Origin of the sequence: Streptomyces sp. NPDC090108 (assembly GCF_044747185.1) — a bacterium.
In the GTDB taxonomy this organism is placed as follows: Bacteria; Actinomycetota; Actinomycetes; order Streptomycetales; family Streptomycetaceae; genus Streptomyces.
On sequence record NZ_JBIVDQ010000001.1, the window covers coordinates 668351 to 694779 of the forward strand.

Sequence of the window (26429 nt, forward strand, 5' to 3'; positions counted from 1 at the left end):
CCTCAGGCTCCGACCAGGGTCAGCGCCTCGGCCAGGTTGTGCTCGGCGATGCCGCGCATGGCCGCGGCTTCCGGGAAGTCCCCGTCGAGCAGCCGGAGCGGACCGGCGACGAGGCCGAGGTGCATGGCCAGGCGGTACAGGCGCAGGCGGTCCTCGTCGAGTCCGGGGGCGCGCAGGGCGTCGTAGTAAGAACCGAAGCGCAGCCGCAGGAAGACGTGCTCCCACTCGGCGTCGAAGTACATCAGCCCCTCGATGTCGATGAGGGCCGGCCGGCCCTCGTCGTCCAGCAGGACGTGGTCCGGGCCCAGTTCACCGTGGACGAGGGAGTGCGAGGCGCGCGGCCCGACGCCGTCGGCCAGGGACCGCACCGCCGTCTCCAGCCGGTCGCGGGCCGCGGCGACGCGCGGGTCGCGCCCGGTGGTGGCGGCGATGTCCGCGAGGGCCCGGCCGGCGACCAGCCCGGCGCACGAAGTGCCGTACGAGGAGCCGCCGGCGTCGGCCACGGCCACCTTGCCGTGGCCGTCCGCCCGGCACTCGCGCAGCGCGCGCAGGTCCTCGCCGAGCCGCTCCAGGGCCGTGCGGGCCGTGGCCGGGTCGCGGCGCAGGGCCTCCTCCAGGCTCCCGCCGCGCAGGTCCTCGACGACGGCGGCCCCGGCGGCCTCCTCCACGTGCAGCAGCCGGGGCGTGCGCACCCCGGCCGCCACGAGCCGGTCGTGCGCCGCCGTGAACAGGCCGAGTCCGGAGGCGTGCGAGAACGGGTCGCGGGGGTCGGCGTCCGGCGCGTCCCAGTAGTCCTCCTCGGGGGCCCAGACGTAGGCGATCGCCGTGGTGGAGTCCTCCAGGGTGAGGCGGTACACGCCTTTCTTCGAGCCGCCGCGCAGCCGGCTGACGGCGGTCAGGGGGCTGCGCGCCCCCAGGGCGGCGCGGGCGAGCGGGGCCAGGTCGGCGACGGTGCGCCGGGGTCGCGTCGGGGTCACCCGGCCCATCCTGCCCGGTACGCCGCCCAGTCGTCCCCGGTCGCGGCGAAGTCGACGTACAGGGCGACGCCGAAGCGGTCCCGGCGGGCGTCGGTGCGGGACAGCCCCAGGCGGACGCCGCGCACGGCGGCCGGGACGGTCTCGGCGTGCGCCCAGTGGCCGAACCGGTTCTCGTGGTAGAAGGGCAGGCCCATGAGGAGGTCGGTGGAGCTCGGGGTGACCTCCAGCGCGAGGCTGGTCTGCTGCGCGACGTACCCGCCGTACAGGGTGTCCAGCGGCTGCATGGTGTCGTACGACATCACCGCGATCTGGTCCACACGGCGTGCGACCTGCCCGAAGTAGGCCTGCGACCACCACTTGGGGTGGCCGGTGGTCGTGCCCCAGAAGGAGTGGAAGGCCGGCAGCGGGTCGATCTGGTGGGCGGCGACCGAGAGCAGCGCGTGCCGGGCGCGGGTGAGGGCGCGCAGGCGGTCGAGGAGGGTGAGGTAGTCGCGGTCGCCCGAGTGCAGCGGCTCCAGGTCGAAGTGGGTGCCCTCGAATCCCGCGGCCAGGATCTCGCCCGCCGAGGCGACGACCGCGTCCCGGGTGGCGGCCCGCTCCAGGCGCAGGCCCGTGGGGCCCTCGGTCGCGAGGACATCGCCCAGCCATGCCTGGACACGGACGCCGGGCAGCTCCCGGTGGATCGCCGCGACCAGCCAACGCGCCTTCGGGTAGTCCGACTTCGGCAGGGTCCCGTCGTGTTCCAGGGGGCCGGCGTGCACGTACAGATCGCGGATGCCGGTGCCTTTCAGCCGGCGGGCGAGGGCGTCGACGTCCTTGTCCGTCTTCCGGCCGTCCACCCACCCGTGCCCCAGCCACAGGGCGTCCCGGCCCCGGGTCCGGGCGCCGGGGGCGGGGTCGCCGGTGTAGTTCAGGCGGAGCGCGCTCTCGGCGGTGAGGAGGGGGACGAGGACGGCGAGGAGAAACGCGACGAGGGTACGGCGGAGGATGCGGCGGGCGCGGGGGCGGGGGCGCGCGCTTGTGCGGGGGGTGGGGGTGGGGTCCGGATCGGGGTCGGGGGCGGGCTCGGGCTGGGGTGTGGGCGCGGGGGCGAGGTCGACCTCGGGGGCGGGCTCGGGCTGGGGTGTGGGCGCGGGGGCGGGGTCCGGCTGGGGTGTGGGGTCAGGGTCGGGCTGGGGTGCGGGAGCGAGGCCGGGATCCGACTGGGGTGCGGGACCGGGGCCGGGATCCGGCTGAGGCGCGGAGTCGGGGTCCGGCTTGGGCGCGGGACCGGGGCCGGGATCCGGTTGAGGCGCGGAGTCGGGGTCCGGCTTGGGCGCGGGACCGGGGCCGGGATCCGGTTGAGGCGCGGAGTCGGGGTCCGGCTTGGGCGCGGGGTCGGGACGGAGTGCGGAGTCGGGGTCGGGGCCCGTATCGGGGGCAGGCTTTCCCGTGAGGGGCGGGCCGGCCGGCGAGCCGGGGGGCGCCGGATCGGAGGGCGGCTGTGCGGACGGTGCGCGGTGCTGGTCGTGCCGGTCTCGTGGCGTGTCCATCTCGTCCCTCTGTCGCACTCTTCCCCCACCCGTCGCCGCCCCACTCGCGGAGGCGCCTACCTGCCCATACGCTCCGAAATGTGACGTCCTCCCTGATCCGGGGCCGGCCCCGGCACTCCAAGGCGCGCATACGGGTGCGGGTGATCCATGCCGCCATAGGAGTGACGGTCGGGGCGGGATGGCTGATCCTGCCGATGATGACGGCGGGCACGGGCGACGCGGTTCCCGCCGCCCCGGCCGTCACCGGCGCGGCCGTCGTCGAGGACGGGGCGGCCGTCGGCACACCCGTCGCCCACGCGGGGACCGCGCAGCGGGACGGCACGTCCGCCACCGACCTCGTACTGCCGCTGGCCGTGGTCGGCGCGGCCGGCGCGCTGGCGGGCTACGGCTATGTGCGCCGGACCCGGCGGGCCCGGACCCGGACGACTCCGGGACCGGTGACGGCGGCGGCGCCCGCGCCGACGGAGGCCGAGTCCGAGCGGCAGGCGCGCGCCGCCCTGGTGCTGGCCGACGACTGCGTGCGGGGCAGCGAGGAGGAACTGGGCTTCGCCGCCGCGCTGTTCGGGGAGACGGAGATCGAGCCGTTCCGGCATGCCGTGCGGGCCGCGAGGACCGAGCTGTCGGCCGCTTTCGCGCTGTGGCGCCGTTACGAGGAGGGCGGTCCGCAGAGCGCGGACGCCCGGCGGAGGACGCCCGCCGGGGTGGTGGGACGGTGTGCGGAGGCCGGACGCAGGCTGGACGCCGAGGCCGAGCGGCTCGACCGGCTGCGGGGGCTGGAGGAGGGGACGGACGCGGCGCTGGCGGTCGCGGAGCGCCGGTTCCGGGACCTGACGGGGCGGACGGCGGCGGCACAGCGGACCGCGGCGGCACTCCACGGACGGTACGGCGTCTCCGCGGCGGCGCATGTGACCGGAAGCGTGGAACAGGCCAAGGACCGGCTGGTGTTCGCCACCTCCCAGCTCAACGCGGCCCGCCGCGCGGCCGATACGGACGATTCTCTGCGGGCCGCCCGCCAACTGCGCGCCGCCGAGGGCGCGATAGCCCAGGCCGGGGTGCTGGTCGGAGGAGTGGAACGGCTCGCGGCACAGCTGCGGGAGGCGGCCGCGCTGGTCCCCGCCGCGCTGACCGGCGCCGAGGCGGAGATCGCGGCGGCCCGCAAGGGGGGTGTGCCGACCTCGCTGACCGCGGGCGACCTGCACGCCCGGCTCGCCCACGCCGACGGCGTCCTGGCCGCCGTACGGGAGGAGCTGACCTCGGGGCCGTACGACCCGCTGGACGCCCTGCGGCGGATCGTGCGGGCGGTGGAGCGGCTGGAGGCGGATCCCCCGGGGGTGCTGGAGGCCGCCGCGCTGCTGGTGGCGCGCGGCGCGGTCGGCGAGGCGGAGGACTTCGTCTCGGTGCACCGGGGCGCGGTGGGCGCCGAGGCGCGGACGAGGCTGGCACAGGCGGTGCGCACCCTGGGCGGAAACGTCCCTGCGGCCGCCTCCGGGACCGGGCCCGCGATGTCGCTGCGCGCTCCGGTGGACCACGGCATCGAGGCGGACGGTCTGGCGCGGCAGGCTCTCGACCTGGCCGGGCGGGACGTACGCGCCCACGGCACGCCCTGGCCGGAGGCCGCGGCGGGCCTCGCCGGTCTCTCCGGGGCCGTCACGGGCGGCATCCTGCTGGCCGGGGAGCCCGACGGCGGCCCTCCGGTGAGCTTCGGCGGCCCCCTGACCCGGGAACGCCGCCACCTGCCCTGACCCTGCCCGCCCCGCCGCTGTCCCGCCCCGCGGCCGGCACCCCGTGGACGCCGTGCCGGGGACACGCCCCAGGGGGTTTCTCCCTTCAAGGGTTTCTCCCCTCAGGGGGTGTCCCCCTAGAAGAGGCTGAGCAGGGCCTCCGCCGGGTCGGTCAGGACGTTGTCGCCGCCGGGGAGCGGGAGTTCGAACCAGACGGTCTTGCCGTGCGGGGTGCGGCGGGAGCCCCAGGCCGCGCTGAGCAGCCCGACCAGTTGCAGTCCGCGTCCGCCCTCGTCCGTGTCCCGGGCCCGGCGCCGGCGCGGCTGGACCAGCCCGGAGTCCCACACCTCGCAGACCAGGGTGCGGTCCAGCAGCAGCCGGAGCCTGATCTCCCCCTCGCCGTACCGCAGCGCGTTGGTGACCAGCTCGCTCACCAGCAGTTCCGTGGTGTCGACGAGCGGCTCCAGACCCCACTCGACGAGCTGCCCGCGCGCGTACTCCCGGGCCCGTCCCACGCTGCGCGGCTCGCGCGGCAGCGTCCAGTCGCCGACGGACTCCGCGGGCAGCCCCTGCACCCGGGCCATCAGCAGCGCGATGTCGTCCTCGCCGTGGTGGGTGTCGAGGGTGCTGAGGACGTGGTCGCACACGTCCTCCAGCGGGCGCGAGGGGTCGGTCAGCGCCCCGACGAAGGCGCGCAGCCCCTCGTCCAGCGGGTGGTCGCGGGACTCGACCAGGCCGTCCGTGTAGAGGGCGAGCAGCGCGCCCTCGGGCAGTTCGACCTCCACCTCCTCGAAGGGCTCGCCGCCCACGCCGAGCGGCATCCCCGGCGGCACGTCGAGCATCAGCGCCGCCTCGCCGGGTTCGACCAGCACCGGCGGCAGATGGCCGGCGTTGGCGAACGTGCACCGCCGGGTGACGGAGTCGTAGACGGCGTACACGCAGGTGGCGAGGTACACCTCGGAGAGGTCGGCGTCGCGGGGCTGCCGGGCGGTGCGGGTGGCCTGCTGGACGCCTCCCGGCGTGCCGAGGCCGCGGGCGATCTCGTCCAGCGCGGAGAGCACTTCGGCGGGTTCGAGGTCCAGCAGCGCCAGCGTCCGTACGGCCGTGCGGAGTTCGCCCATGGCGACCGCCGCGCGCAGCCCGCGGCCCATCACGTCGCCGACCACCAGCGCCGTGCGGTGCCCGGGCAGTTCGATGACGTCGAACCAGTCGCCGCCGACCTCGGTGGCCGCGTTGCCGGGCAGGTAGCGGCAGGCGATGTCCAGGCCGGAGGCCTCGGGGTCACCGGGCGGGAGCAGGGACCGCTGCAGTATCAGGGCCCGTTCGTGCTCGCGGCGGTACAGGCGGGCGTTGTCGATGCAGACGGCGGCGCGCGCGGCCAGTTCGACGGCGAGGTCCCGGTCGCGTTCGCCGAAGGGCTCGCTGCCCTTCGTGCGGGCGAACTGCGCGAGGCCGACGACGGTGTCGTGGGCGACCATCGGGACGGCCAGCGTGGACTGCACGAGGCTGCCCTCCTCGGCCGGGACGCGCTGCGGGCGTGCGGTGCGCAGGGCGTCGGCACAAGCCGAGTTGAAGGGGAACCGGTGGACCGCGCCGACCGCGACGGACTCGCCCGTGCCGTCGAAGGGCTCCTCGGAGACGGCGCTGGCGAAGGCGACCCGGCGCAGTTCCGCGCTGCCGTCGGCGAGGCCCGGCGGGGAGTCGTCGCCGGCGAGCAGTGCCTGGTAGAGGTCGACGGTCGCGACGTCGCAGAAGCCGGGGACGACGACGTCGAGGAGTTCGCGTGCGGTGGTCTCCAGGTCGAGGGAGTTGCCGATGCGGGCGCCCGCCTCGTTGAGCAGGGCGAGGTTGCGGCGGGCGGCCGCGGCCTCGCGGGCGGCCTCGCGCCGGGCGGTGATGTCGGTGCCGAGCCAGGCGATGCCGATGCTCGTGCCGCTTCCGCTGTGCACCCGGTAGAGGTTGACGGACCAGTGCCGGCGTTCCTCGGAGCCGGGGACGAAGCCCGTCACATGCATGTCGGTGATCGACTCGCCGGTCTCCAGCACCCGGCGCAGGGTGGCCGCGACCCGCTCGGCCTCGGCGCGCGGCAGATAGTCGTGAACTCCCTTGCCGCAGTGGTCGTCCGGGGTGCCGCCGAAGATGGAGGCGAAGCGCGTGTTGGCGCGGCGCACCCGCAGATCGGGGTCGATGAACAGGAACCCGAAGGGAGACTGCCCGAAAATCGCCTGCGAGGCGGCGAGGTCGGTCTCGATGCTGCGCAGGGTGCGGACGTCCACGACGATGCAGACGGCGGCCTTGTCGCCCTCGGCGGTCCGGGTGGGCATCACATAGACCTCGGCCAGCCCCCGTCCGCCGCGCTCGCCCTCCTCGGTGCCGGGGAGCCGGAAGGGCACCACACCGGTCCACTCGCGCCCGTCGAGGATCTCGGCCATCTTGCGCTGGCCCCGGGCCCGCAGATCGGGGTCGACGAAGGCCTCGATGGGGTCCAGGCCGACGACGCGTTCGGCGGGGATGCCGAAGAGCTGCTCGGCGCGCAGGCTCCACTGGTCGACCAGTCCACCGGGGCCGATGGCGAAGGAGGCGACCTTGATGTAGTCGTACATGGAGCCGGGCGGGCTGCTCTGCCACATGGCGTCCGGGAACGCCGCGGCGGCTTCCGCCCTCTGGCCCCTCGCGCCGTCCGACGGGTCCTCGGACTCCGTGGCCTTCGCTGGTATCTCGCTCACGCGAACCGTCCCCTCCAGCTCACCGCGTCCGGCACCGGTCACCGGGTGCGGCTGCCCGCAGTATCCAGCACTACGGCGCCGCACGGCACGGTGTTCACGATCACAGCTCGGTCCAGGCGTTTTCCGGACCGGGCCGCGACAACACTCCCAGTCTTCTAACCAGGGAACACGTCCTCGAATCCCGCTCGCGGCAACCGTCCTTCGGCCGAACGCCGGCACTGGACGGCGCACGGGCGCGTGTACACCGCGACAGGGCCGGAACAGGCCACTCCCGCGCCCCGGATCAGCGCGCGCTGTGCCTCGTGTCACACCCGCCGTGCGCCGGACCGCCCCCGCCGCGCCCCGGGTTCACCCCGGCACCGCCAGTTCGAACCACACGGTCTTACCGACGTCGCCGGGGCGGGTGCCCCAGCGGCGCGAGGAGCCGGCGACCAACTGCAGTCCGCGGCCGCCCTCGTCCTCGGGGCGGGCGACGCGTTCGCGCGGCGGGTCGGGCAGCGGGTCGGAGACCTCGACCAGCAACGCCCCGTCGACATCGGCGGGCCGCACCAGCCTGACGCCGATGGGGCCGGTGGCGTGCCGCAGCGAGTTGGTCACCAGCTCACTGACCAGCAGTGCGGTGAGGTCGGCGAGGCTGTCGAGTTGCCAGCCCTGCAACTGGCCGCGGACCGCGGCGCGGGCGGTGCGCACGGCGCCCGGTTCCGCGGGAAAGGTCCACTCGGCGCAGTCGCCTTCGGTGTCGATCACGCCCGATCACTTCCCAGGCCAGGGAGCGCACCCATGTCCGGTTTCATGGGGTTAATAGGGACATACCCGGTTCCGCTGGGCAGTACCGTGCGGACGGGTGCACAGTGGCACGAACGGCGTACGCGGCGCGTGGCGCACGGGGTGTTCCGGAGCCCGTGCCACTCCGCCCGGCGGGCGTCCCCGGGCAGGCCGGCGCGGCCGCGGGCGACGTTCCGCGCGCTTCAGGGGCAGGTCAGCGCGTTCCGGCGCCGAGGCGGGCGGCGATCTCGCGGACCGCGGGCACGTCCTGGTCGAGCCAGGGCACTTCCCAGAGCCGGTCGGGGGTCAGCCAGCGCAGTTCGTCGTGGTCCTGGAGGGGCTCGGGCTCTGCCGACCCCGGACGCAGACGGGCGGTCCACACCCGCAGGACGTACGGCGGCTTCAGCGGCCACTCGCCCGGCACCGGGTCGACGGCCTCGGCGTCGACGCCGAGTTCCTCGCGCAGTTCGCGCACCAGGGCGTCCTCGGGCCGCTCACCGGGCTCGACCTTGCCTCCGGGCAGCTCCCAGCGCCCGGCCAGCTCCACGGGCGCGCTGCGGCGCGCGGCGAGCAGCCGGCCCGCGTCGAGCACGGCGGCGCCCACCACCACGATCCGTTCGGTCATGGACCGGAGCCTACGGCAGCACGGCCGGGCTCAGTTGCGTGTGCCGTCTCCGCCCGGACCGATGCGCTCGACCCAGTAGAGCTGCTGGTGACCGCGGTCGTCGAGGCTGTCCGCGATCTTCTGGGCCTCCGCCCGGGTCGCGTACCGGCCCACCCGGTAGCGATTGCCGTTGTCGTCCTGCCGTATCACGATCCAGGGCAGTGAGACCGCACCCTCACTCATCGCCCCCACCGCTCTTCCTCGCACCGCCCCGCCCTCCCCGATGCCCGACCGACAGCCTTCGCGCGGAGGGCCCCCGCCCCCGTCCCGGGCTTCCGCCGCGCCCCGCCTAAGGAAACCGCAATCCGCATATGCCCGAGCGTACGCCCAACCTTCACGCACCGAATACGGCTTTTCACAAAGAGGTACGCAACCAGCCAGAACACAGGGGGCGCGCGAAATCGAGTGCGCCGCCCCGGACGCCGACGTCGTGGAGCCGGGGGGCATTTCGGGCGCGTCGGCGACCGGCCGGGACCACCTGGGAAAACGACCGGATCGTAAGGGCCGCGAGAGGCGCGGGCGATGTCCGCACGGCACGGGCGCGGAACCGGGGGGCGTGCCGTGGCGCGCACTACCGGGCGCGCGGTGTGGGGTACTTCACTGGCGGCGGGAGTGAATACCGGGACCGTCCACACCTGCGCCGGCCGCCCGACGGGTCCGAGCGGAGGGCGCCGAGCGGGTCACGGCCGCGGCTGCCGTCGCCGTGGGCGGGAGGCCTCCGCGGCGGGCGGGGTGTGCCGCGAGGTGGGGCGGGGCGGTGGTGCGGCGGTGCGCGGGCGGTCCGTTCGGCCCGGGGGCAGGGCGTGTGCCGCGGAGGGGGGAGGGCGGAGGTGCGCGGGCGGTCCCTTCGGCCCGGGGGGGGCGGAGGCTGGGGCGCGCGACGGCGGTACGGCTCCGCGCGCCCGGGGGTCATCTGACGGGCAGGTGATAGGCGACCCGGTAGCGGTCGGCCGGGATGACGACGTCGGCGGTCTCCACCGGGCGCCCGGAGGCGTAGTAGGTGCGCTGGATGACGAGGACCACATGGCCGGGGACCCCGCCGAGGACGTGGAGCTCCTCGGCCAGGCCGGGGCGGGCGCCGACCTCCTCGGTGACGTTGTCGACGATCACGTCGATGGCTCTCATGCGCTCCACGACACCCATGCCGCCGAGGGGACCCTCCTCGGGGAGCATCACCGGGGTGCGGCCGGTGACGGCGAGGGGCTCCCAGGAGGTGGAGAGCATCATCGGCTCCCCCGCCTCACGGAACAGATAGGTGGTGCGCATGACCCGGTCACCGGCCTGGAGGGCGAGCCGCTCGGCGATCGCGGACCCCGCCTCGCTCTGCTCGCTGCGGGACTCCCAGGTGCCGCGCGTGGCGCCGTCGGCCTGCTCCTGCCGGAACGGGGTGGCACCGCCGGTGGGCCGGTACCCGGAGCGGGCGACCCGCCGGGGCACCGGCCGCTCGCGCACGTACGTGCCCGAACCGGAGCGGCCCTCGACCAGACCCTCGGCCATCAGCACCTTGCGGGCCTCCAGGGCGACGGTGTCCGAGACGCCGTACTCCTCGCGGATGCGGGCCTGCGAGGGGAGGCGGGTATGGGGCGGCAGTGAACCGTCGACGATCTTCTTGCGGAGATCACCCGCGACGCGCAGGTAGGCCGGCTGCTCACCGAATGTCACGGGCCGCTCCCATCAGGTTGTACAGACAGCAACAGCCTGGCAACCCTGGGTTGTGCCGTGCAAGCAAAGGCCAGGGAATCACTCGATGTGATGACTTGTGCCCGGGGAGGGCTTTACGCAGGCACTTTCCGCCCGCTATAGAGCCCACGAGCCCCCGTAAAGCTCCCCGCTCCGGCGACGATCACACCTGCATGCCGGCGCCGTCCGAACCGTCGCCGCCACCCCGGCCGTCGCCGCCGTCGCCGTGACCGCCTGGTCCCCCGTCGCCTCCGCCGTCACCGGAGCCACCGCTGCCGCCTCCCTTGACCACCAGGGGCGGGGTCGTCCTCAGGGACAGCGCCTTGCGCACGGGCACCGACCGCCGCACGTCGAGCAGCCGCATCCCGGCCTCGTAGTGCCGGTAGAACGCCTCGGCACCGTCCGCCTTCGCGGCCTTCGCCCACTCCACCCGCGCCCCGTCGAGCGCCCCGGCCAGCGACGCGACCGGCGCGCGGGCCCCGGCGGGCCAGGTGCGGCCCCGCAGCATCCGGGCCTGCTCGCCGATGGCCGCCGACATCCGTCCGGCCCAGGCCTTGTGCCCCGGCAGGTCGTCGTCGACGTACTCGGTGTCCGGCGCGGCGTCCATGGCCGCGTTGAAGACATGAGCGGCCTTCAGATAGGCGATCTGGTCGTGATCGAGGACCGTCGCGTCCTCGCGCAGCGAGCCGGTGAGGTCCGCGCCCTCCTTGGCGCGGCCGAACACGCAGGTGACCGTGCGTTCACCGTCCAGCCAGCTGTCCTCGTCGGGGGTGAGGTAGTAGATGCCGACGCCGTCAGGGACGGCCCAGCGGTCCATCGCGTAGGCGTCCTGGAGGCCGTAGCAGTGCTTGTCCGCGGCGGCGGCCACCGCACGGTCGCCGGGGTAGGAGGCGCCGCCCTTCAGGTCGAAGTCGCCGAACACCTCGCCGTCGTGCGCGCCGGAGCAGGGCACCCGGTCGACGCCCTCCGTGCCGCCGCTGAGCCTGCCGCCCGGCTGGTCGAAGCATTCGCCCTTGACCGGCACGGCCGGCGGGCCGCCGTGGCTCCCGTCGAGGCCCTTCCAGACGTAGCTCTCGCTGCCCGTCACCAGCATCAGCATGCCGAGCAGCAGGCCCGCGCCGGACAGCAGCGCGCCGCTGATCGCCAGCCCCCTGCCGCGCTCGCCCCGCTCGCGCATCCGCCGCAGCGAGATCAGCCCGAGCACCAGGCCGACACCGGGCAGACAGCACAGCACGCCCATCACGAACGAGGCGATGGCGAGGTCGTTGAAGGGGGCCGACGTGCTGTAGGGGCTGTACTCCTGCGCCCACGGCCGGTACCCGGGCACGCCCGGCACCCCGAAGGGGTTCTGCGGGGCCTGCGGGTGCGACGGCGGCCCGAACGCCCCCTGCTGATGCGGCTGCTGCGGCGGCGGGGACGGCGGGTACGGCCCTTGCGGTGGCTGGGGGCCGAAGGCGGGAGGTATGGACACCGGGTGCGTGCTCCTGGTCGGGGCGGGCGGCGGCAGCACGAACGCGCCGGGAACCGGCGGCGGCACGTCGACGCAGGCCTGCGCGGATGCTGAGCGGGGGACGCGAGGGGGGAGGGTGAGGCGCGCCGGGCGGGGGGCCGGGGGCACCGGGCGGGGGGGGTGAGGGCGAGGTGACGCCGGCCGGAACCGCGACCGGCACCGACCCCGAAGGGCGGTGCCGGAGGCGGTGATGATGGCCGGAGCCCGGGCGGGGCTGCCGCCGGAGTCCGGGCGGGCAAGCGTCAGTTCTGGTCGCCGGGCTCCCGCTCCTGCGCGCTCGGGCCCTGCAACTCAAGCCGTCCGCCGCCCTGTTCGGTGCGGTCGGCAGCCTTCTGCGCGTTCTGGCCGTTCTGGCCGTTGAGGTTGTTGCGGACCGAGTCCAGGATCGTCAGACCCTGGGCGACCAGACCGGCCGCGATCTCACCGAGACCGTCGGCGCCGTTGAGGACGTTGACGTTGGCGCCGGCCAGGCCGCCCGCGGCCTCCTTCACGATCAGCGGGAGCTGGTCGATCAGCATGCGGTCCAGGGCGACACGGTCGTACGAGGCGGCGGCCTCCGCCTGGATCTTCATCCGCTGCGCCTCGGCCGCGGCGAGGATCCTGACCCGCTCCGCCTCGGCCTCCGCCGGCTTCACGATCTCCGCGACCAGCTGCTGCTGACGCAACTTGGCCTGACGCTGGGCCAGTTCGGTCTGCGCGGCCAGCACCTCCTGCTGCGCGTGCGCCTGCGCCAGCGGTCCGGCCTGGGAGGCCTGCGCCTGGGCGCGGTCCACCTGGGCCGAGTACTCCGCCTGCACGACCGCGGTCTGCCGGGCGTACTCGGCCTGCTTGCGGGCCGCGTCCTGCTCCGCCTCGGCGGCGGCCTGGTTGGCCTGGGCCTGGGCGATCTGGGCCTGCCGCTGGATGGCGGCCTTGTGCGGCGCGGACATCGCGTCGATGTAGCCGGTGTCGCCGTCGTCGATCGACTGGATCTGGAGCGAGTCCACGATCAGGCCGATCTTCGCCATCTCCATCTTGGAGGTGTCCAGCACCTCGGCCGCGAGCTTCTGCCGCTCCGTGACGATCTCCTCGACCGTCATGGAGCCGATGATGGCGCGCAGGTGACCGGCGAAGATCCGGCCGGTCAGGACGGACATCTGCTCCTGGTCGGAGAGGAACCGCTGACCGGCGTTGATGATGCTCTCGCTGTCGTTGCCCACCTTGAAGGCGATGACGGCGCGGACGTGCAGCGCGATGCCCTGCTTGGTCACACAGGTCTCGGTGACCTCGGCCTCGCACATCGACAGCGTGAGGAAGCGGACCTTGCGGAAGACCGGAAGCACGAACTTGCCGTGCCCCGTCACCACCCTGAACGGTGCGCCCCCCAGTCCCCGCCTGCCTCCCGAGATCAGCATCGCCTCGTCGGGAGCGGGAACGCGATAACCGAACATACTGCTTCGTCTCCTCAGTCGACGTCGGCGGCGGCGCCGCCCAACGTGTCCAACGGATCGCCCCATGCGATGACATCGACCTCACGGCACCCTCGGGACTCGACCACGAGCACGGTCGCTCCGAGTGGCAGGGGCTCCTGCGACCAGGCGAGGAAGGTCTCGGAGCCGCCTCTGACCCGCACCAGGATCTCGCCGGGACCGGCGGATCCTCGTGTGCCGATGAGCAGCTCCCCCGTACAGCCGATCACGGCCTCGTCCTGTGCCATCGTCGACTGCCTCCCATCTCGCTCAGGCCCTGTCATTCCGACCTTAGACCCGCCCATGACAGGTGCGTACACCGCGGTGGTCCCCCCTGGCACACCCCGTGGACGCATGTCGCTCCGGCGGGCCGTCCCCGCATGCGCGCAAGCCGCGCGAGCGGCGGCGCGCGAACGGCCGCATGGGCCGTCCTTGAGCTCCTCTTGAGCCCTTCTTGAGACGTTCTTCGCAGGTCGGAGCACCTTTTTACATGATCGACCGGCGCTGTCACACCCCCTGGCCCGACAGGGTTCGCGCACAACCGGCGGCGGCGCGGCCCGGAGGTCGCGGCCTGCCGTGATCAGGGTGTTGCCGCAGGCCCGCGCGACCGGCGGTCGCGCCACCGGGTGACGCCCCAGAGGACATTGACTCCGCCCAGCGTGATCAGGACGGCCGCCGAGTCGGCGCTCCGCGCGAGGCCGTGCCCCGGGCCGAGTCCCCGCACGGCGCGGACCAGCAGGGTGATGTCGGCGGGCAGGGTGACGAGGGCCATGAAGGCCAGGCAGAGCACCGTGCCGGCCACGAGGACCACGCTGTAGAGCCGGACGGCCCGGCGCTCGTGCGGGGGCAGGAGGGTGCTCGGGTCGGTCATGCCGGGAGCGGGCGTCGTCCGCTCGGGGCTCACCTCCCTCACCTCCCTCATCCCCCTCTCCTCCCTCACCGGCCGAAGCGCCCGGACCGCCCGGACCGCCCGGACCGCCCGGCGTCGCGCGTACCGGGCGTAGGCGCGGCCGTCGCCGTACAGGTTCCGGCAGCCGGTGAGGTCCTGGAGGACGAAGTACAGGTCCGTACGGGTGAACACCATCAGCTGGAAGGGCAGCGGCATCAGAGCCAGCAGCAGGCCCGCGGACAGCAGCCGGTGGGCCGTCGTACCGCTGTCCGTCACGGTGAGGACGAGGACCAGGGACGACGCGACGGACAGGTTGAGGGCGATGCCGGCCAGGTAGGCCGTCAGACGGTGGCGGCGGGGCGCCAGCTCGATGCCGCTGATGTCGGTCTGCATCACCAGGAACTGGAGCCGGGTGCCCAGCCGCATCTTCCCCGGCACCCCCGCGGCGCGGGCGGTGACCAGGTGCGCCAGCTCGTGGGCGAACAGCAGCGCCCACCCGGCCGCCGCCCCGCTGAGCAGGACCAGGCTGCCGTGCGGGCTCCACAGCAGGTCGCGGTAGCCCGGCAGCAGCGCCGGGCGGCGGACCAGCGCGACGACGGCGGACACCAGCAGCACCGCGACGACGGCTGCGAGCGCCGGGTGCAGGGCGAACCGGACGTGACGGGGGCGCAGCCACGGCCACGACGCGCGCGGCGGTTCGCCGTCCGGGACGGCGCGGTCGCCGATCCGCGCCACGAACCCCAGCGCGGCCAGATCCCTGACGAAGTCCGTGATCTCGAACTCCTCACCGGTCTCGTCCCGCAGCGTCCGCGCCGTACGGGCCACGCTCAGTCCGCCGCCCAGGAGTTCGACCGCCCGGGCGCCGGCTTCCGGCAGCGCGACGAACGTGCGGGTGGCCATGCGGCCCACGATCCACTCGTCCCGGTCGCGCCGCACCGCCAGGTCGTGCAGCACGACGCGGGTCGAGGGCTCGATGCGGGGGGACGGTTCGGCGCCGGGTGAGGGCTCGGCGCCGGGTGACGGCTCGGCAGCGGGTGCGGGTTCGATACCGGGTGACGGCCCAGCACTGGGCGACGGCTCGGCACCGGGCGGCAGCTCGGAACGGGGTGACGGTCCAACGCTGGGCGGCGGCTCGGCGTCAGGCGACGGTTCGCTACGGGGGCCGCCCCGCGCGGTCGTGTCCGTCACGTGAGGTCTCCCGGTCCTCCGGCCGGAGCCGCGGCCCGGGCCGGCTCCGTTCCCGCGCAGGCGGGGCAGTCGGGGCGCCGCTCCGAGCGCTGGTCGACCGGGTCGCCGGGCATCATGAGGTTGAGGCCGAACCGGCGCCCGGGATCGGCCTTCGGGACGCCGCACAGCAGCGTGAGCGCGGCGTGCGCCAGCAGTCCGCCGGACAGGCTCGCGGTCACGGCGTTGACCGGGTTCCACGGCATCCGGGGCGAGGCGGCGTCCTCGTCCTGACCGGGTCCGAGCCGCAGCTCGCGCCGCTCGGCCTCGGCGATGCGCAGACATTCCCAGCAGGCGCCCCGGCCCGGCACGAAGACCCCGACACTCACGAGGGGGCCGCGGTAACCGGCCTCGGCCCACGGCGTGCCGGTCGCCAGGCAGACCTGGTTGGCCCACCTGCGGATGACGGCCGGCCGGTCGGCGGCGAGCAGCAGGACGTCGTACGCGGGTCCGTCACCGGCACGGGCGGGAGCCCCGGCGGAACCACGTCCTCCGGCACGGGCGGGAGCCCCGGCGGAACCGCGTCCCCCGGCACGGGCGGGAGCCTCGATGGAACCGCGTCCCCCGGAACGCGCGGGAACCTCGGCGGAACCACGTCCCCCGAGACCCCCGGAAACCCCCGAAACCCCGGAACCGCCGGACCCGTCCGCGTCGCCCGTCAGGAGTGCCGCGAGGTCCTCGGGGCCGCGCACCTCCCGGCGTTCGCCGGTGACGACCGTGTCCGAGTTCAGCGCGCGCAGCGCCGCCAGCGCCGCGTCGACCTTGGGCGTACCGAGGTCGTCCTCGCGGAAGAGGGTCTGCCGGTTGAGGTTGGACAGCTCGACCACGTCAGGGTCCACGCAGTGCAGCAGCCCCACCCCGGAGGCCACCAGGTCCCGTGCGGCGGCTCCGCCGGTACCGCCGACGCCGACCAACAGGACCCGGGCCCGGCTCAGCAGCACCTGCGGCTCCCAGCAACTCTCCCTGGGCCGCTGGTCCATCCAGCGCAGCAGCGTCATCCCCCTGCCGTACCGCTCCCGTTGCCGCGCCGAGAACTCCGCCGGCGGCTCGGCACCGGCGTCCTCCACGAACCCGGCCTCGGTCAGGTCCGCCATGGCCTCGACGACGTCCGAGGCGGGCAGCCCCAGGCCGGGGTGACGGCGGGACACCTCGGCGGCGACCTCCGTGACACCCCTCGTACCGTCCATGGCCTCGACCAGCGTCCACACCCAGCCGTCGGGGTCCTTGACCTCGCAGCCGATGCCGTGGACGACGCTGCCGATCCGCACATGGCCGTCGACCGTGCGGTAGGCCCGGTGTTCGGGCTTGATCCGGGGCCGTCGCATCGCTCGCAGCGTCATCTTCACGCCAATCTCCTCAGCACCGGCTTCTCCGGCGGCACCGGTCGTTGACAACAGTCACCCCAGGCGCGAAGCCTGACAAGAGCACATCGATCTACTCCACCGCACGGCCACCACCGGAAGGACACGGGATGCCGAACAAGATCGAGATCCGTCCGCTGGACAAGAAGGAGACCACCGGCGAGAGCGGCGGCAACGGCGGCGCCTGACCTGACCAGGCAGATGGACCGCTACCTCACGGTCGCGGAGGTCACCGAGTCGGCGCGGCGGCTGGTCTCCCGGTTCCCCGGCACCGGCCGGCTGCGCCGGATCGGGACCTCGCGCGCGGGCCGTCCGATCCTCATGCTGTCGGTGGGACACGGGCCGCGTCACGCCCTGGCGGTCGCGGGACCGCACCCCGACGAGCCGGTCGGCGGCGCGAGCGCGCTCGCCCTGGCGGAACGGGTGGCCCGCGGCGACCGGCGGTCCCCCGCGACCGACCCCTCCGTCGTCACCTGGGACATCGTCCTGTGCCTCGACCCCGACGGCGCCGCGCTGAGCGAGGCGGCGGGTGTGACCGGGGATGCGGGCGCGATCGCGGGTGGGATCGCGGGCGCGGGTGGGATCGCGGGCGCGAGTATGACCACGGGTGGGATCGCGGGCGCAGATGTGAACGCGGGCGCGAGTGTGACCACGGGCTCGGGCGCGGGTGTGCCCGCCGTTGCGGACGCGGCGCCCGGGACGGCGGCGGCCCCGGCCCCCACCCTGAAGAGCTACTACGGCGCCGCCTACCGCCCGGTCGCGGCGGAACAGCCGGAGTGGGCCCCGATCGCCGCCGGACCGATCCCGGAGAGCCAGGCGCTGTTCCAAGTGATCGACGAACGGCGGCCGTTCATCCAGTGCTCCCTGCACAGCACCGATGTCGGCGGCAGCTGGGTCCAGTTGACCGGTGACCTGCCCGAACTCGCCCTGCCCTTCGCCGCGTCCGCCAAGGAATTGGGCGTACCGCTCCAGCACGGCACGTACGACGCCCTGTACTGGGACAACCCCGGCCCCGGCGTCTACGTCCTGCCCCCGCCGGACGGCACGGACCGCCTGGCGGCCGGGTCGGCGGACATCGGACGGTCCACCTGGTGCGCCCCCATGCGGTACGGCGGCGTCACGGCGATCGTCGAAGTCCCCATGTGGGCCGCCGACTCGGCGGAAGACGTCTCCCCGCACCCGGAGCCCGTACGCGCGTTGCGAGGACTCTCCGCACTGGTGCGGGACGGCGGCCGCCAGGTGACGGCCGTCCTCGACAAGGCCCGCGGATTCCTGCCCCCGGCCGGGGACGATCCGTCGCGGCGCGTGCTGGAGTGGATGGCCGACGGCCTCTACGACCTGGTCGCCGAGTCCTGGGAACCCCTCGCGCGGCAGGCGGCCGCGGCCTCGCACGAAAACGATCCGCGCCGGCCGACGACCGCCCAGGTCTCCGCCCTGGAGATCGTGGCCCGCCGGCAGCCGCTGCGGGCCGCGGGCCTGCTGCTGCGCCTGCTGGCATCGGCGGACGACCCCGCGGCCCCGGGCCTGCGCCAAGAGCTGGACGGCCTGTTCACCGCGTGGTGCGCGGACTTCGAGCAGGCGCTGGGCGTGCGCTGGATCCCCGTACGCGATCAGGTGGAACACCAGACGCGCACGGTCACGGCGGCGGCGGAGGCAGCGCTCAAGTCCTCACGCTGAGGCTGCTCCACGCGTCCGGAGTGTCAGTGCCGGCTGCTTCCATACGGCCATGAGCACCGTGCACGAGACCGCCGCCCTCCTCCCCGGCCCCGCCGAACTCCGCGCCCGTCTGCGCGCGCTGGCCACCCTGGAGGCGACGATCAGCAACGATCCGCGCTTCTCCACCTACACCTTCGCCCCCGACTGGGGCCCCGGTGAGGAGGCGGCCCTCATGACGAACGCCTCGGGCGACGACTTCTCCGTCGTCTTCTCCCCGGCCGGTGTGCTCATACGGGGCTTCGACCACGAGTCGCGGATGAGCCCGTACGGCACGGACGAGGCGGAGGTCTGGCCGGGCGTCGTCGACGAGGTGCCCGCCCCGCTGCGTCCGCTGCTGGACCACCCGGCCTTCCGCGACGAGGAGCTCGGCATCACACGCGTCACCGCCTGCGTCTGGCGGGAGACCGGTGACACCGCCTGGCGCACCGGCTCGTCCATCGTGTTCCCGCCCGGCAGCGAGGACCCGGACGGCTCCGGCTTCCTCTTCACCCTCCTCACCGACCGCTCCCCCGAGGCGGTCCAGGAGCACTTCGCCTTCGACTACGACCGCCCGGTCCCCCTGGACGCCGTCCGCCACGTCCTGGCCGGACACCCGCTCACCCCCGCGATCGCGGTGGCCCTCAACCCGGACGCGTACGGGGAGAGCGCCCTGCTCCACCGGATCGCCGCGCACCCCGAGGCCCGCGCCCTCCTGGCCGGCGCCGGCGAGTTCGACGTGGCCCGCACCGACCCGATCGAAACGGTCGCCCTGCCCAACGGCCTCCCGGTGGAACCGGTCGCCGGCTGCAACGCGGGCGGCACCCACTACCTCTGCGGACCGGCCGCTCCCGGCGCCTCACGCCCCGTCCTCTACACCGATTCCGAGGGCAGGGCCTCCCTGCTCGCCGAGTCCCTCGCCGAGGCGCTGACGCTCGCCGTCGTCCTCCCGTCCTGGCACGACGCCCTGGCCGGTTTCCGGCCCCCGGCTCTCGGCGCCGACCACCTGGCGGACCACCCGGACCACCCCGCCGTCCGCGACCGTGTCCTCGCCGCGCTGCGGCTGCCCCCGGCCACGGTCCAGGACGTCCTGGACCGCCTCCTCACCACGGCCGCCCGCACCACCGCCGACGGCTTCCTCCCGTACACCGCCGAAGAGGAGGACGCCTCCTTCGACCCGCTGCTCAGGTAGCCCGGCGTACGGATACTCCACCCCGGCCGCCGGCCCAGGGCCCTATGATCCGGCGCATGATCAGGATCTCCTGGGCCCTGATAGCCCAGCACGTGGACGAATGGACGGGAACCGATCTGGACCAGGGCGTCGCGGTCCTGGAGAGCCGGGTGCGCGAGGCGGTCGACACCATCGGCCTGAAACCGGAAGCCGTCGAACACTGGCACACGGACTTCCTCACCCCCGTGGTCGACTCCCTGCGCACCGACGGCGCGGCGGCCCTGGCCCGCGGCGAATCCTGGACCAAGGCCGCCGGCCCCTTCCTCGCCAGCGCCTCCCACATCGGCACCACCGACTGACCACCAAAGCCGCCCCGAAGAACACGGCCCCGCCCCCGGCCCCCTCCCGGAAAACAACAAAGGACCGGCCCCCGACGAGCCGGTCCCTGGTGCGGTGCGTACGGTGCGTACGACCAGACGTCAGACGTTGAAGCGGAACTCCACCACAACCGGCCTGACCTGCGGTTATGCGGGCACATCCCAGCACCGTCCCAGCACGGGATTCACTGCAAAATACAACAAGATCCAGGAGCGCCAAGACTACGCGTCAGCGCCCGCCCCAGATGCAGACCGCGCGATACTTCAGACGCTGTAATACTCTCTGTATTAGACTTGCGGCCATGAAGTCACCCCGCCCCGGCGGCACGGAGAACATCTCGGTGTCGATGCCCTCCGAACTCCTCGGTGCTCTGCGCACCCGTACCGGCAAGCGCGGCGTGTCCGCGTACGTGACGGCGGCCGTCCGGCATCAGCTCGCCATGGACGGCCTCGCCGAGATCGTGGCCGCCTACGAAGCCGAGCACGAGCCGCTGAGCGAGGCCGAAATCCAGGCCGCGCAGAGCGAACTGTTTGGTGACGCACCGGCGCCCTACGCGTCGAACGACAGCGCCGCATGAAAGAGCCCACGGCCAGGTCTCTCGTGCTCGACTCCCAGGCGCTGTCGCTGCTGCTGCGCAACGATCGCCGGACGATCACCCGGACCGAGGCCGCTCGACGCGTAGGCGTACCCGTCCTCGTGTCGGCCCTGACGGTGGTGGAGGCCGTCTATGGGAAGACGGATACCGCCCGGCTGAACTGGCTTCTCTCTCGCCTTCAGGTCCAAGACGTCACTCAGGCGGACAGTCTCACCGCGGTGCAGCTGCTGAGCGATGCCGGCGGCCTACACGGCCACAAGTACGCCATCGACGCCCTCGTCGCCGCGATGGCGCTCCGCTCCCCGGCACCCGTCCTCGTACTGACCTCGGACCGCGACGACTGGTCGAAGCTGTGCGGCGACCAAGTACAGATCAAGGACGTCTGACCTCGGCGTCTACTCAGTTTGAATTCACCTGCTGATCGACCGCTGCTTCGTAGAAGGCGTCCGCGAGAGCGAGGATGATCGAGTTGATGGCCGGCCCATCGGTGAAGAAGTGGTCGGCCATCGTGTTGCGGGCGCCCCGGTTGGCCCTCCATGGAGGGGCCGAGCAGGTGCAGCCAAAACCGTAGGCAGGGATCTGTCACCCGGTAGCGGCGATCCTTCGACGGACGCAGCGATACGGGCGGCTCCGCGGCGACGATCCGCTTGTCCGTGAGCCGCTGCAGCGGCGTGGCCCCGATCCCGCCGGATGCACGGGCGATGTTGGTGAAGGTCCGCTCGCCACTGCGACGCCCTGGCCGTCGAACGCAAGGAACGGGCGCGCGTCCGCAGCGAGCAACACATCTGCCGGGGCGGACGCCCCATCGCCGCCGCTGCCTGAACGACCCGGCGATCTATGCGGTCACAGAATCAGGCATCGCCACAGAACGCCTGAGATCCTCGCGCCCTCTGCGTCCTGGATGTGGCGCTCATCCGCACGGGCAGATGCTGCACTCGCTGGTCTTGACGCCCTCTCCATGTTCTCGGCGGCTTCGTCGAGCAGCCCGAGTCGGGAGACCCGCGGCATCACACTCGCAGTCGGTTCCGATCGCGAGGCTGATATCGACGATCAGGTCGACAGGGGCTGCGATGCCGGAATCACCGCTGTTGGATGCGTACTCGACTGCCCGCGTCAGGCGGGGGGGCAGACCTGGTGGGGCATGAAGGCCGTCCGGTCGTCAATGCGGACCGGCCGTACGTCGCGCACGGTATGGGCGCCCTCGACATCGGTAGCGCCGGCCTGGGCGATGTGGCCTACCCTGCCCCATTAAGATCTCTTCTGGATAATCCGCCTCGGATCGAATCGCTCTACTCTGGCAGGCATGACCGCCATGACGCCCGCGCGCACCGAACCGGACCTGTCGTTCCTCCTCGACCACACCAGTCACGTCCTGCGGAGCAAGATGTCCGCCGCTCTCGCCGAGATCGGCCTGACCGCCCGGATGCACTGCGTGCTCGTCCACGCCCTGGAGGAGGAACGCACCCAGATCCAGCTCGCCGAGATCGGCGACATGGACAAGACCACGATGGTGGTGACGGTGGACGCCCTGGAGAAGGCGGGGCTGGCCGAGCGCCGCCCTTCCAGTACGGACCGGCGGGCCCGGATCATCGCCGTCACCGACGAGGGCGCCCGCGTCGCCGGGCGGAGTCAGAAGATCGTCGACCGCGTGCACCGCGACGCCCTCGCCACGCTCCCCGAGGGGGACAGGAAGTCCCTCCTGCGGGCCTTGAAGTGCCTGGTCGACGACGACCTGGCGGTCCCCGTCGAGGCGCCGCGCGCCGCCCGCCGGGCACGCCAGCCCAGGTGACCGGAGAGGCGAAGGTCAGAGCAAGGCCCAAAAAGTAGTCCGCAACAAAACCATCTGCTACGGTCTCTTCGTCGACTCAACTGACAGGAGAGACCGCATGGTTGCCGCATCCGACACCACGTCGCCGCCCGCCACTGCCGCCACTCCCGCCGCCCCGCACGCACACCGACTCGCCCTCGGGGTCATCGCCACCGGAATGCTGATGATCACCCTCGACGGCTCCATCGTCACCGTGGCGATGCCGGCCATCCAGAACGACCTGGGGTTCACGCCCGCCGGCCTCAGCTGGGTGGTCAACGCCTACCTCATCGCGTTCGGCAGCCTGCTCCTGCTGGCAGGCCGGCTCGGCGACCTGATCGGCCGCAGGCGCATGTTCCTGACCGGCACCGCTGTCTTCACCGTTGCCTCGACGCTGGCCGGTGTCGCGGCCTCTCCCGCCGTACTGATCGCCGCCCGCTTCCTCCAGGGCATCGGCAGCGCGATGGCCTCCGCCGTCGGCCTGGGCATCCTCGTGACCCTGTTCACCGAGCACAGGGAGCGTGCCAGAGCCATCGCCGTCTTCAGCTTCACCGGCGCGGCGGGCGCGTCCATCGGTCAGGTGCTCGGCGGCGTACTCACCGACGTGCTCAACTGGCACTGGATCTTCTTCATCAACCTGCCGATCGGCATCGCGGTCCTGGCGATCGCCGTACAGGTCCTTCCCGGTGACGTCGGTTCGGGCCTTGAAGCGGGCGCGGACGTATTCGGCGCGGTTCTGGTCACCGCCGGTCTGATGCTCGGCATCTACACCGTCGTCAAGGTCGAGGAGTACGGCTGGGCCTCGGGCCGCACCCTTGGCTTCGGCGCCCTCGCCGCCGTACTGCTCGCCGCGTTCCTCGTCCGTCAGGCCACCGCGAAGGACCCCCTGATGCCGCTGCGGATCTTCCGCTCGCGCAGCGTCTCCGCCGCCAACCTGGTCCAGATCCTGATGGTCGCCGCGCTCTTCTCCTTCCAGATCCTCGTCGCCCTGTACCTCCAGAAGGTGCTCGGATACAGCGCCGCCGAGACCGGCCTCGCGATGCTCCCGGCAGCCGCCGTCATCGGCGCCGTCTCCCTGGGAGTCTCCGCCCGCCTCAACGCACGCTTCGGCGAGCGCAAGGTCCTGCTGGCGGGCATCACGCTCCTCATCGGCGTCCTCGCCCTCCTCGCCCGCGTCCCCGTACAGGCCAGTTACGCCGTCGACCTCCTCCCGGTCATGCTGCTCGCCGCGGGCTTCGGCCTCGCACTGCCGGCGCTGACCACACTCGGAATGTCCGGCGCGAACGAGGCGGACGCCGGTCTCGCGTCCGGCCTGTTCAACACCACCCAGCAGATCGGCATGGCCCTGGGTGTCGCCGTCCTCTCCACCCTGGCAGCCTCCCGCACGGAGAGCCTCGCGGCGGACGGCCGGACCGCGGCCGAGGCCCTGACCGGCGGATACCACCTGGCCTTCGCGGTGGGCGCGGGCCTCCTGGTCACCGCCTTCGCCGTCGCCTTCACGATGCTGCACCGGCCCGGTCGTCAGGCCGCCGAGGAGCCCGAGCACCGGGCTGTCCAGGAGCCGGCCGTCGACACGTCGGCTCCCGCTGCCCACCCCCCAGCCGTCTGACCCGCCCGCTCGCCTCACCCCACCTCACTTCGACCACCGAAAGTCTGATCCCATGAGCGAGAACGCCACAACCGAGGTCACCACCGGCACCACCCAGAACGACGGTCCGGCCCCCCGCGTACTCACCGATCAGCAGCTCTCCCAGTTGCTACGGCAGCAGCAGTTCGGCGTACTCGCGAGCGTCAGGAGCACCGGCCACCCGCACCTGTCGACCGTCCTCTACGACTGGAACGCCGAGGAGCGCGTACTGCGTGTCTCCTCCACCGCCGACCGCCTCAAGGTCCGCGAGCTACGCCACGACCCGCACACCTCGCTGCACGTCAGCGGCCCGGACGTCTGGTCGTTCGCCGTAGCGGAGGGCGAGGCGGAGATAGTGGACCCGGCCGACAGGGCGGCCCCCGGCGAGCAGCCGCTGCCCGACCGGCGCGTGGTGATCCAGATCCGGGTATCCCGCCTGTACGGGACCGCCCTGGACATCCCCTCCCAGAGCTGAGAGATCAGTGCGCACGCCGGATCGCGAATGACCCGACCGCACCTCACGGTCCACGACCCAGCACGGGCGCTTCATGTCATCCCAGCGTGATCCCAGCACGGTACGAATGAGCAGGGGGGATGACGGGTGACGAGAGGTCAGGTTTCCCAGCACCATCCCAGCACGGGAAAAAGTCAGGGGCCCGACCTCGAAAGATCGGACCCCATCTGACCTGCATGTTTGCCAGATCAGTGACGTGGTGTTATATCACCTGCTACACGTTGAAGCGGAACTCCACCACGTCGCCGTCCTGCATGACGTATTCCTTGCCCTCCATGCGGGCCTTGCCCTTGGCGCGGGCGTCGGCGACGGAGCCCGTCTCGACCAGGTCGTCGAAGGAGATGACCTCGGCCTTGATGAAGCCCTTCTGGAAGTCGGTGTGGATGACACCGGCGGCCTCGGGGGCGGTGGCGCCCTTCTTGATGGTCCAGGCGCGGGATTCCTTGGGGCCGGCCGTGAGGTAGGTCTGCAGGCCGAGGGTGTCGAAGCCGACGCGGGCGAGCGTGGCGAGGCCGGGCTCGGTGGCGCCGACGGACTCCAGCAGCTCCATCGCGTCCTCCTCGTCCAGCTCGGCGAGGTCCTGCTCCAGCTTGGCGTTCAGGAAGATCGCCTCGGCCGGGGCGACGAGGGCGCGCTGCTCGTTCTTGAAGTCCTCGTCCGTCAGCTCGTCCTCGTCGACGTTGAAGACGTAGAGGAACGGCTTGGTGGTGAGCAGGTGCAGGTCGTGCAGCAGCTCCGCGCGCTCGGTGCCCTGCAGGATGCCCTGGGAGAAGAGGGTGTCGCCCTTCTCCAGGATCTCCTTGGCCTCCTCGACGGCCTTCACCTTCGGCGCGACGTCCTTCTTGATCCGCGACTCCTTCTGGAGGCGGGGCAGGACCTTCTCGATGGTCTGGAGGTCGGCGAGGATCAGCTCGGTGTTGATCGTCTCGATGTCGTCCTTCGGCGAGACCTTGCCGTCGACGTGGACGACGTTCTCGTCCTTGAAGGCGCGGATGACCTGGCAGATCGCGTCGGACTCACGGATGTTCGCCAGGAACTTGTTGCCCAGGCCCTCGCCCTCCGAGGCGCCGCGCACGATGCCGGCGATGTCGACGAAGTCGACGGTGGCCGGCAGGACGCGCTCGGAGCTGAAGATCGAGGCCAGCTTGGCCAGGCGGCCGTCGGGGACGCCGACCACGCCGACGTTCGGCTCGATCGTGGCGAACGGGTAGTTGGCCGCCAGCACGTCGTTCTTGGTCAGGGCGTTGAACAGGGTCGACTTGCCGACATTGGGCAGGCCGACGATTCCGATCGTGAGCGACACGTTGCGACTTCCCGTAGATGAGAGGGCCAGGGGCTCAGGGCCAGGAGACACTGCAGACACTGGCCGATCCACCAGTCTACGGCTTCCGCCGCGACGGGCTCGCGGGACCGTCGCGCGCCCCGGCGCGCCCGGCCGTGCTCCGCCCACCGGCGTGTCTGGTCGGTGATTCGGCACATAAACCGACCTAAGTTGGTCCAGTGGAGCAACACAGGACGCGACCCCCGAACGACGGGCAGCGGCGCGGCGACCCGCGGCCCGCGCCCCTGCCGCCCCAGGCGCGGCGTGGCCCCTCCGGCGCGCGCGGGCCCGCACCGGAGCCGCGGCGGCCCGCCGTCCGCCGGGTACGGGACGGACGGCCGCAGGCGCCGCCCGCCCAGCCGGCGCCGCGGCTGCCGAACCCGCGGCTCACCGGGCTCGGCGGCGGCCTGTTCTGCGCGGTGGCCATGCTGCTGCTCGGTTTCCTGGACCAGCTCCTCTTCGGCGGGTCCCTGCCCGTGTACGGGGTGCTGTTCCTGCCGGTGTGCGTGCTGACGGCCCTGTGGGTGCGCGGCAACGACCTGCTGACCGCCCCCGTGTGCCTGCCCATCGCCTTCACCGCCGGCCTCTTCCCGGTCGCCGACGACGGCGCCGGGCTGCTCGGCCGGCTGATGGGGCTGTTCACCGGGCTCGCCACCCAGGCGGGCTGGCTGTACGGGGGCACGCTGATCGCCACGGTGATCGTGCTGGTCCGCCGGGTGCGGTGGGTACGGGGCCGGCGGCAGCAGGCCTGACGACCCGGGCCGCCGCAGGACCGACGATCCGGCCCGCGGCAGGACCCGGCTCCCGGCCCGCGAGAGGACCGACCC

24 protein-coding genes and 1 pseudogene are annotated in these 26429 nt (G+C 73.1%); 11 read left to right on the top strand and 14 right to left on the bottom strand.

Annotated features, from left to right (window positions below; translation table 11 throughout):
* Positions 1 to 2 precede the first annotated feature (2 nt).
* Both ACIPRD_RS02880 and ACIPRD_RS02885 read right to left on the bottom strand, forming a co-directional pair.
* The gene (locus ACIPRD_RS02880) at positions 3 to 977 is read right to left on the bottom strand and encodes a phosphotransferase (RefSeq protein WP_401559348.1); all 975 of its coding nucleotides are present in this window, start codon (positions 975 to 977) and stop codon (positions 3 to 5) included.
* Entirely contained in the window at positions 974 to 2509 is a 1536-nt protein-coding gene (locus ACIPRD_RS02885; protein ID WP_401559351.1) for a hypothetical protein, read from the bottom strand. Before ACIPRD_RS02885 ends, ACIPRD_RS02880 begins: the two co-directional genes overlap by 4 nt.
* An 80-nt stretch (positions 2510 to 2589) precedes the next feature.
* Between ACIPRD_RS02885 and ACIPRD_RS02890 the strand changes: the two genes are divergently transcribed.
* Positions 2590 to 4251, top strand: coding sequence for a hypothetical protein (locus ACIPRD_RS02890; protein WP_401559354.1), 1662 nt, complete (start codon positions 2590 to 2592; stop codon positions 4249 to 4251).
* Between the two features lie 116 nt (positions 4252 to 4367).
* On the opposite strand, the gene ACIPRD_RS02895 is transcribed toward ACIPRD_RS02890, so the two are convergent.
* From ACIPRD_RS02895 to ACIPRD_RS02940, 10 genes are all read right to left on the bottom strand, one after another.
* Complete coding sequence (locus tag ACIPRD_RS02895) at positions 4368 to 6956, bottom strand: SpoIIE family protein phosphatase (RefSeq protein WP_356409415.1); 2589 nt, start codon at positions 6954 to 6956, stop codon at positions 4368 to 4370.
* Positions 6957 to 7304: 348 nt separating this feature from the next.
* On the bottom strand, positions 7305 to 7703 hold the full coding sequence (locus ACIPRD_RS02900; protein WP_356409412.1) for an ATP-binding protein: 399 nt from the start codon (positions 7701 to 7703) through the stop codon (positions 7305 to 7307).
* Positions 7704 to 7935: 232 nt separating this feature from the next.
* Positions 7936 to 8346 (bottom strand): (deoxy)nucleoside triphosphate pyrophosphohydrolase, encoded by a 411-nt coding sequence (locus ACIPRD_RS02905; protein WP_356409408.1) that lies wholly within the window; start codon positions 8344 to 8346, stop codon positions 7936 to 7938.
* Between the two features lie 30 nt (positions 8347 to 8376).
* Positions 8377 to 8568: an SPOR domain-containing protein gene (locus ACIPRD_RS02910; RefSeq protein WP_356409405.1), complete on the bottom strand. Its 192-nt coding sequence runs from the start codon at positions 8566 to 8568 to the stop codon at positions 8377 to 8379.
* A 726-nt stretch (positions 8569 to 9294) separates the two neighbouring features.
* Positions 9295 to 10047, bottom strand: coding sequence for a GntR family transcriptional regulator (locus ACIPRD_RS02915; RefSeq protein WP_356409402.1), 753 nt, complete (start codon positions 10045 to 10047; stop codon positions 9295 to 9297).
* 181 nt (positions 10048 to 10228) lie between these two features.
* Complete coding sequence (locus tag ACIPRD_RS02920; protein WP_401559359.1) at positions 10229 to 11536, bottom strand: DUF4190 domain-containing protein; 1308 nt, start codon at positions 11534 to 11536, stop codon at positions 10229 to 10231.
* Between the two features lie 281 nt (positions 11537 to 11817).
* Positions 11818 to 13005 (bottom strand): SPFH domain-containing protein, encoded by a 1188-nt coding sequence (locus ACIPRD_RS02925; RefSeq protein ID WP_356409396.1) that lies wholly within the window; start codon positions 13003 to 13005, stop codon positions 11818 to 11820.
* 14 nt (positions 13006 to 13019) lie between these two features.
* The gene (locus tag ACIPRD_RS02930; RefSeq protein ID WP_356409393.1) at positions 13020 to 13271 is read right to left on the bottom strand and encodes a hypothetical protein; all 252 of its coding nucleotides are present in this window, start codon (positions 13269 to 13271) and stop codon (positions 13020 to 13022) included.
* A gap of 332 nt (positions 13272 to 13603) precedes the next feature.
* Positions 13604 to 14866 carry a hypothetical protein gene (locus tag ACIPRD_RS02935; RefSeq protein ID WP_401559363.1) on the bottom strand — a complete coding sequence of 421 codons (1263 nt, stop codon included), beginning with the start codon at positions 14864 to 14866 and terminating at the stop codon, positions 13604 to 13606.
* A gap of 230 nt (positions 14867 to 15096) precedes the next feature.
* A complete protein-coding gene (locus ACIPRD_RS02940; RefSeq protein WP_401560029.1) occupies positions 15097 to 16476 on the bottom strand; it encodes a HesA/MoeB/ThiF family protein in 1380 nt (459 codons plus the stop codon).
* A 47-nt stretch (positions 16477 to 16523) separates the two neighbouring features.
* Between ACIPRD_RS02940 and ACIPRD_RS02945 the strand changes: the two genes are divergently transcribed.
* The 6 genes from ACIPRD_RS02945 to ACIPRD_RS02970 all read left to right on the top strand — a co-directional run bounded on the left by ACIPRD_RS02945 (position 16524) and on the right by ACIPRD_RS02970 (position 20719).
* A complete protein-coding gene (locus ACIPRD_RS02945) occupies positions 16524 to 16685 on the top strand; it encodes a hypothetical protein (RefSeq protein ID WP_356409387.1) in 162 nt (53 codons plus the stop codon).
* A gap of 13 nt (positions 16686 to 16698) precedes the next feature.
* Positions 16699 to 18174, top strand: coding sequence for a M14 family zinc carboxypeptidase (locus ACIPRD_RS02950; RefSeq protein WP_401559366.1), 1476 nt, complete (start codon positions 16699 to 16701; stop codon positions 18172 to 18174).
* A 49-nt stretch (positions 18175 to 18223) separates the two neighbouring features.
* Positions 18224 to 19381, top strand: coding sequence for a hypothetical protein (locus tag ACIPRD_RS02955; protein ID WP_401559369.1), 1158 nt, complete (start codon positions 18224 to 18226; stop codon positions 19379 to 19381).
* A 56-nt stretch (positions 19382 to 19437) separates the two neighbouring features.
* The gene (locus ACIPRD_RS02960; RefSeq protein ID WP_401559372.1) at positions 19438 to 19719 is read left to right on the top strand and encodes a hypothetical protein; all 282 of its coding nucleotides are present in this window, start codon (positions 19438 to 19440) and stop codon (positions 19717 to 19719) included.
* Positions 19720 to 20039: 320 nt separating this feature from the next.
* Positions 20040 to 20315: a hypothetical protein gene (locus ACIPRD_RS02965; RefSeq protein WP_356409374.1), complete on the top strand. Its 276-nt coding sequence runs from the start codon at positions 20040 to 20042 to the stop codon at positions 20313 to 20315.
* Positions 20312 to 20719, top strand: coding sequence for a type II toxin-antitoxin system VapC family toxin (locus ACIPRD_RS02970; protein WP_401559374.1), 408 nt, complete (start codon positions 20312 to 20314; stop codon positions 20717 to 20719). The genes ACIPRD_RS02965 and ACIPRD_RS02970 overlap by 4 nt, the downstream gene beginning before the upstream one ends.
* A gap of 146 nt (positions 20720 to 20865) precedes the next feature.
* Here ACIPRD_RS02970 and ACIPRD_RS02975 read toward each other — a convergent pair.
* A pseudogene (locus ACIPRD_RS02975) lies at positions 20866 to 21060 on the bottom strand (ATP-binding protein); the annotation flags it as partial.
* Between the two features lie 576 nt (positions 21061 to 21636).
* Here ACIPRD_RS02975 and ACIPRD_RS02980 point away from each other — a divergent pair.
* From ACIPRD_RS02980 to ACIPRD_RS02990, 3 genes are all read left to right on the top strand, one after another.
* Positions 21637 to 22122, top strand: coding sequence for a MarR family winged helix-turn-helix transcriptional regulator (locus ACIPRD_RS02980; protein ID WP_356409369.1), 486 nt, complete (start codon positions 21637 to 21639; stop codon positions 22120 to 22122).
* Between the two features lie 97 nt (positions 22123 to 22219).
* A complete protein-coding gene (locus ACIPRD_RS02985) occupies positions 22220 to 23749 on the top strand; it encodes an MFS transporter (RefSeq protein WP_356409366.1) in 1530 nt (509 codons plus the stop codon).
* 52 nt (positions 23750 to 23801) lie between these two features.
* Complete coding sequence (locus tag ACIPRD_RS02990) at positions 23802 to 24242, top strand: pyridoxamine 5'-phosphate oxidase family protein (RefSeq protein WP_401559378.1); 441 nt, start codon at positions 23802 to 23804, stop codon at positions 24240 to 24242.
* Between the two features lie 253 nt (positions 24243 to 24495).
* Here the strand turns inward: ACIPRD_RS02990 and ychF are convergent, their stop codons facing one another.
* The gene (gene ychF, locus ACIPRD_RS02995; RefSeq protein WP_356409359.1) at positions 24496 to 25584 is read right to left on the bottom strand and encodes a redox-regulated ATPase YchF; all 1089 of its coding nucleotides are present in this window, start codon (positions 25582 to 25584) and stop codon (positions 24496 to 24498) included.
* Positions 25585 to 25781: 197 nt separating this feature from the next.
* Here ychF and ACIPRD_RS03000 point away from each other — a divergent pair, with 197 nt between their 5' ends.
* Entirely contained in the window at positions 25782 to 26354 is a 573-nt protein-coding gene (locus ACIPRD_RS03000; RefSeq protein ID WP_401559381.1) for a DUF6542 domain-containing protein, read from the top strand.
* Positions 26355 to 26429 lie beyond the last annotated feature (75 nt).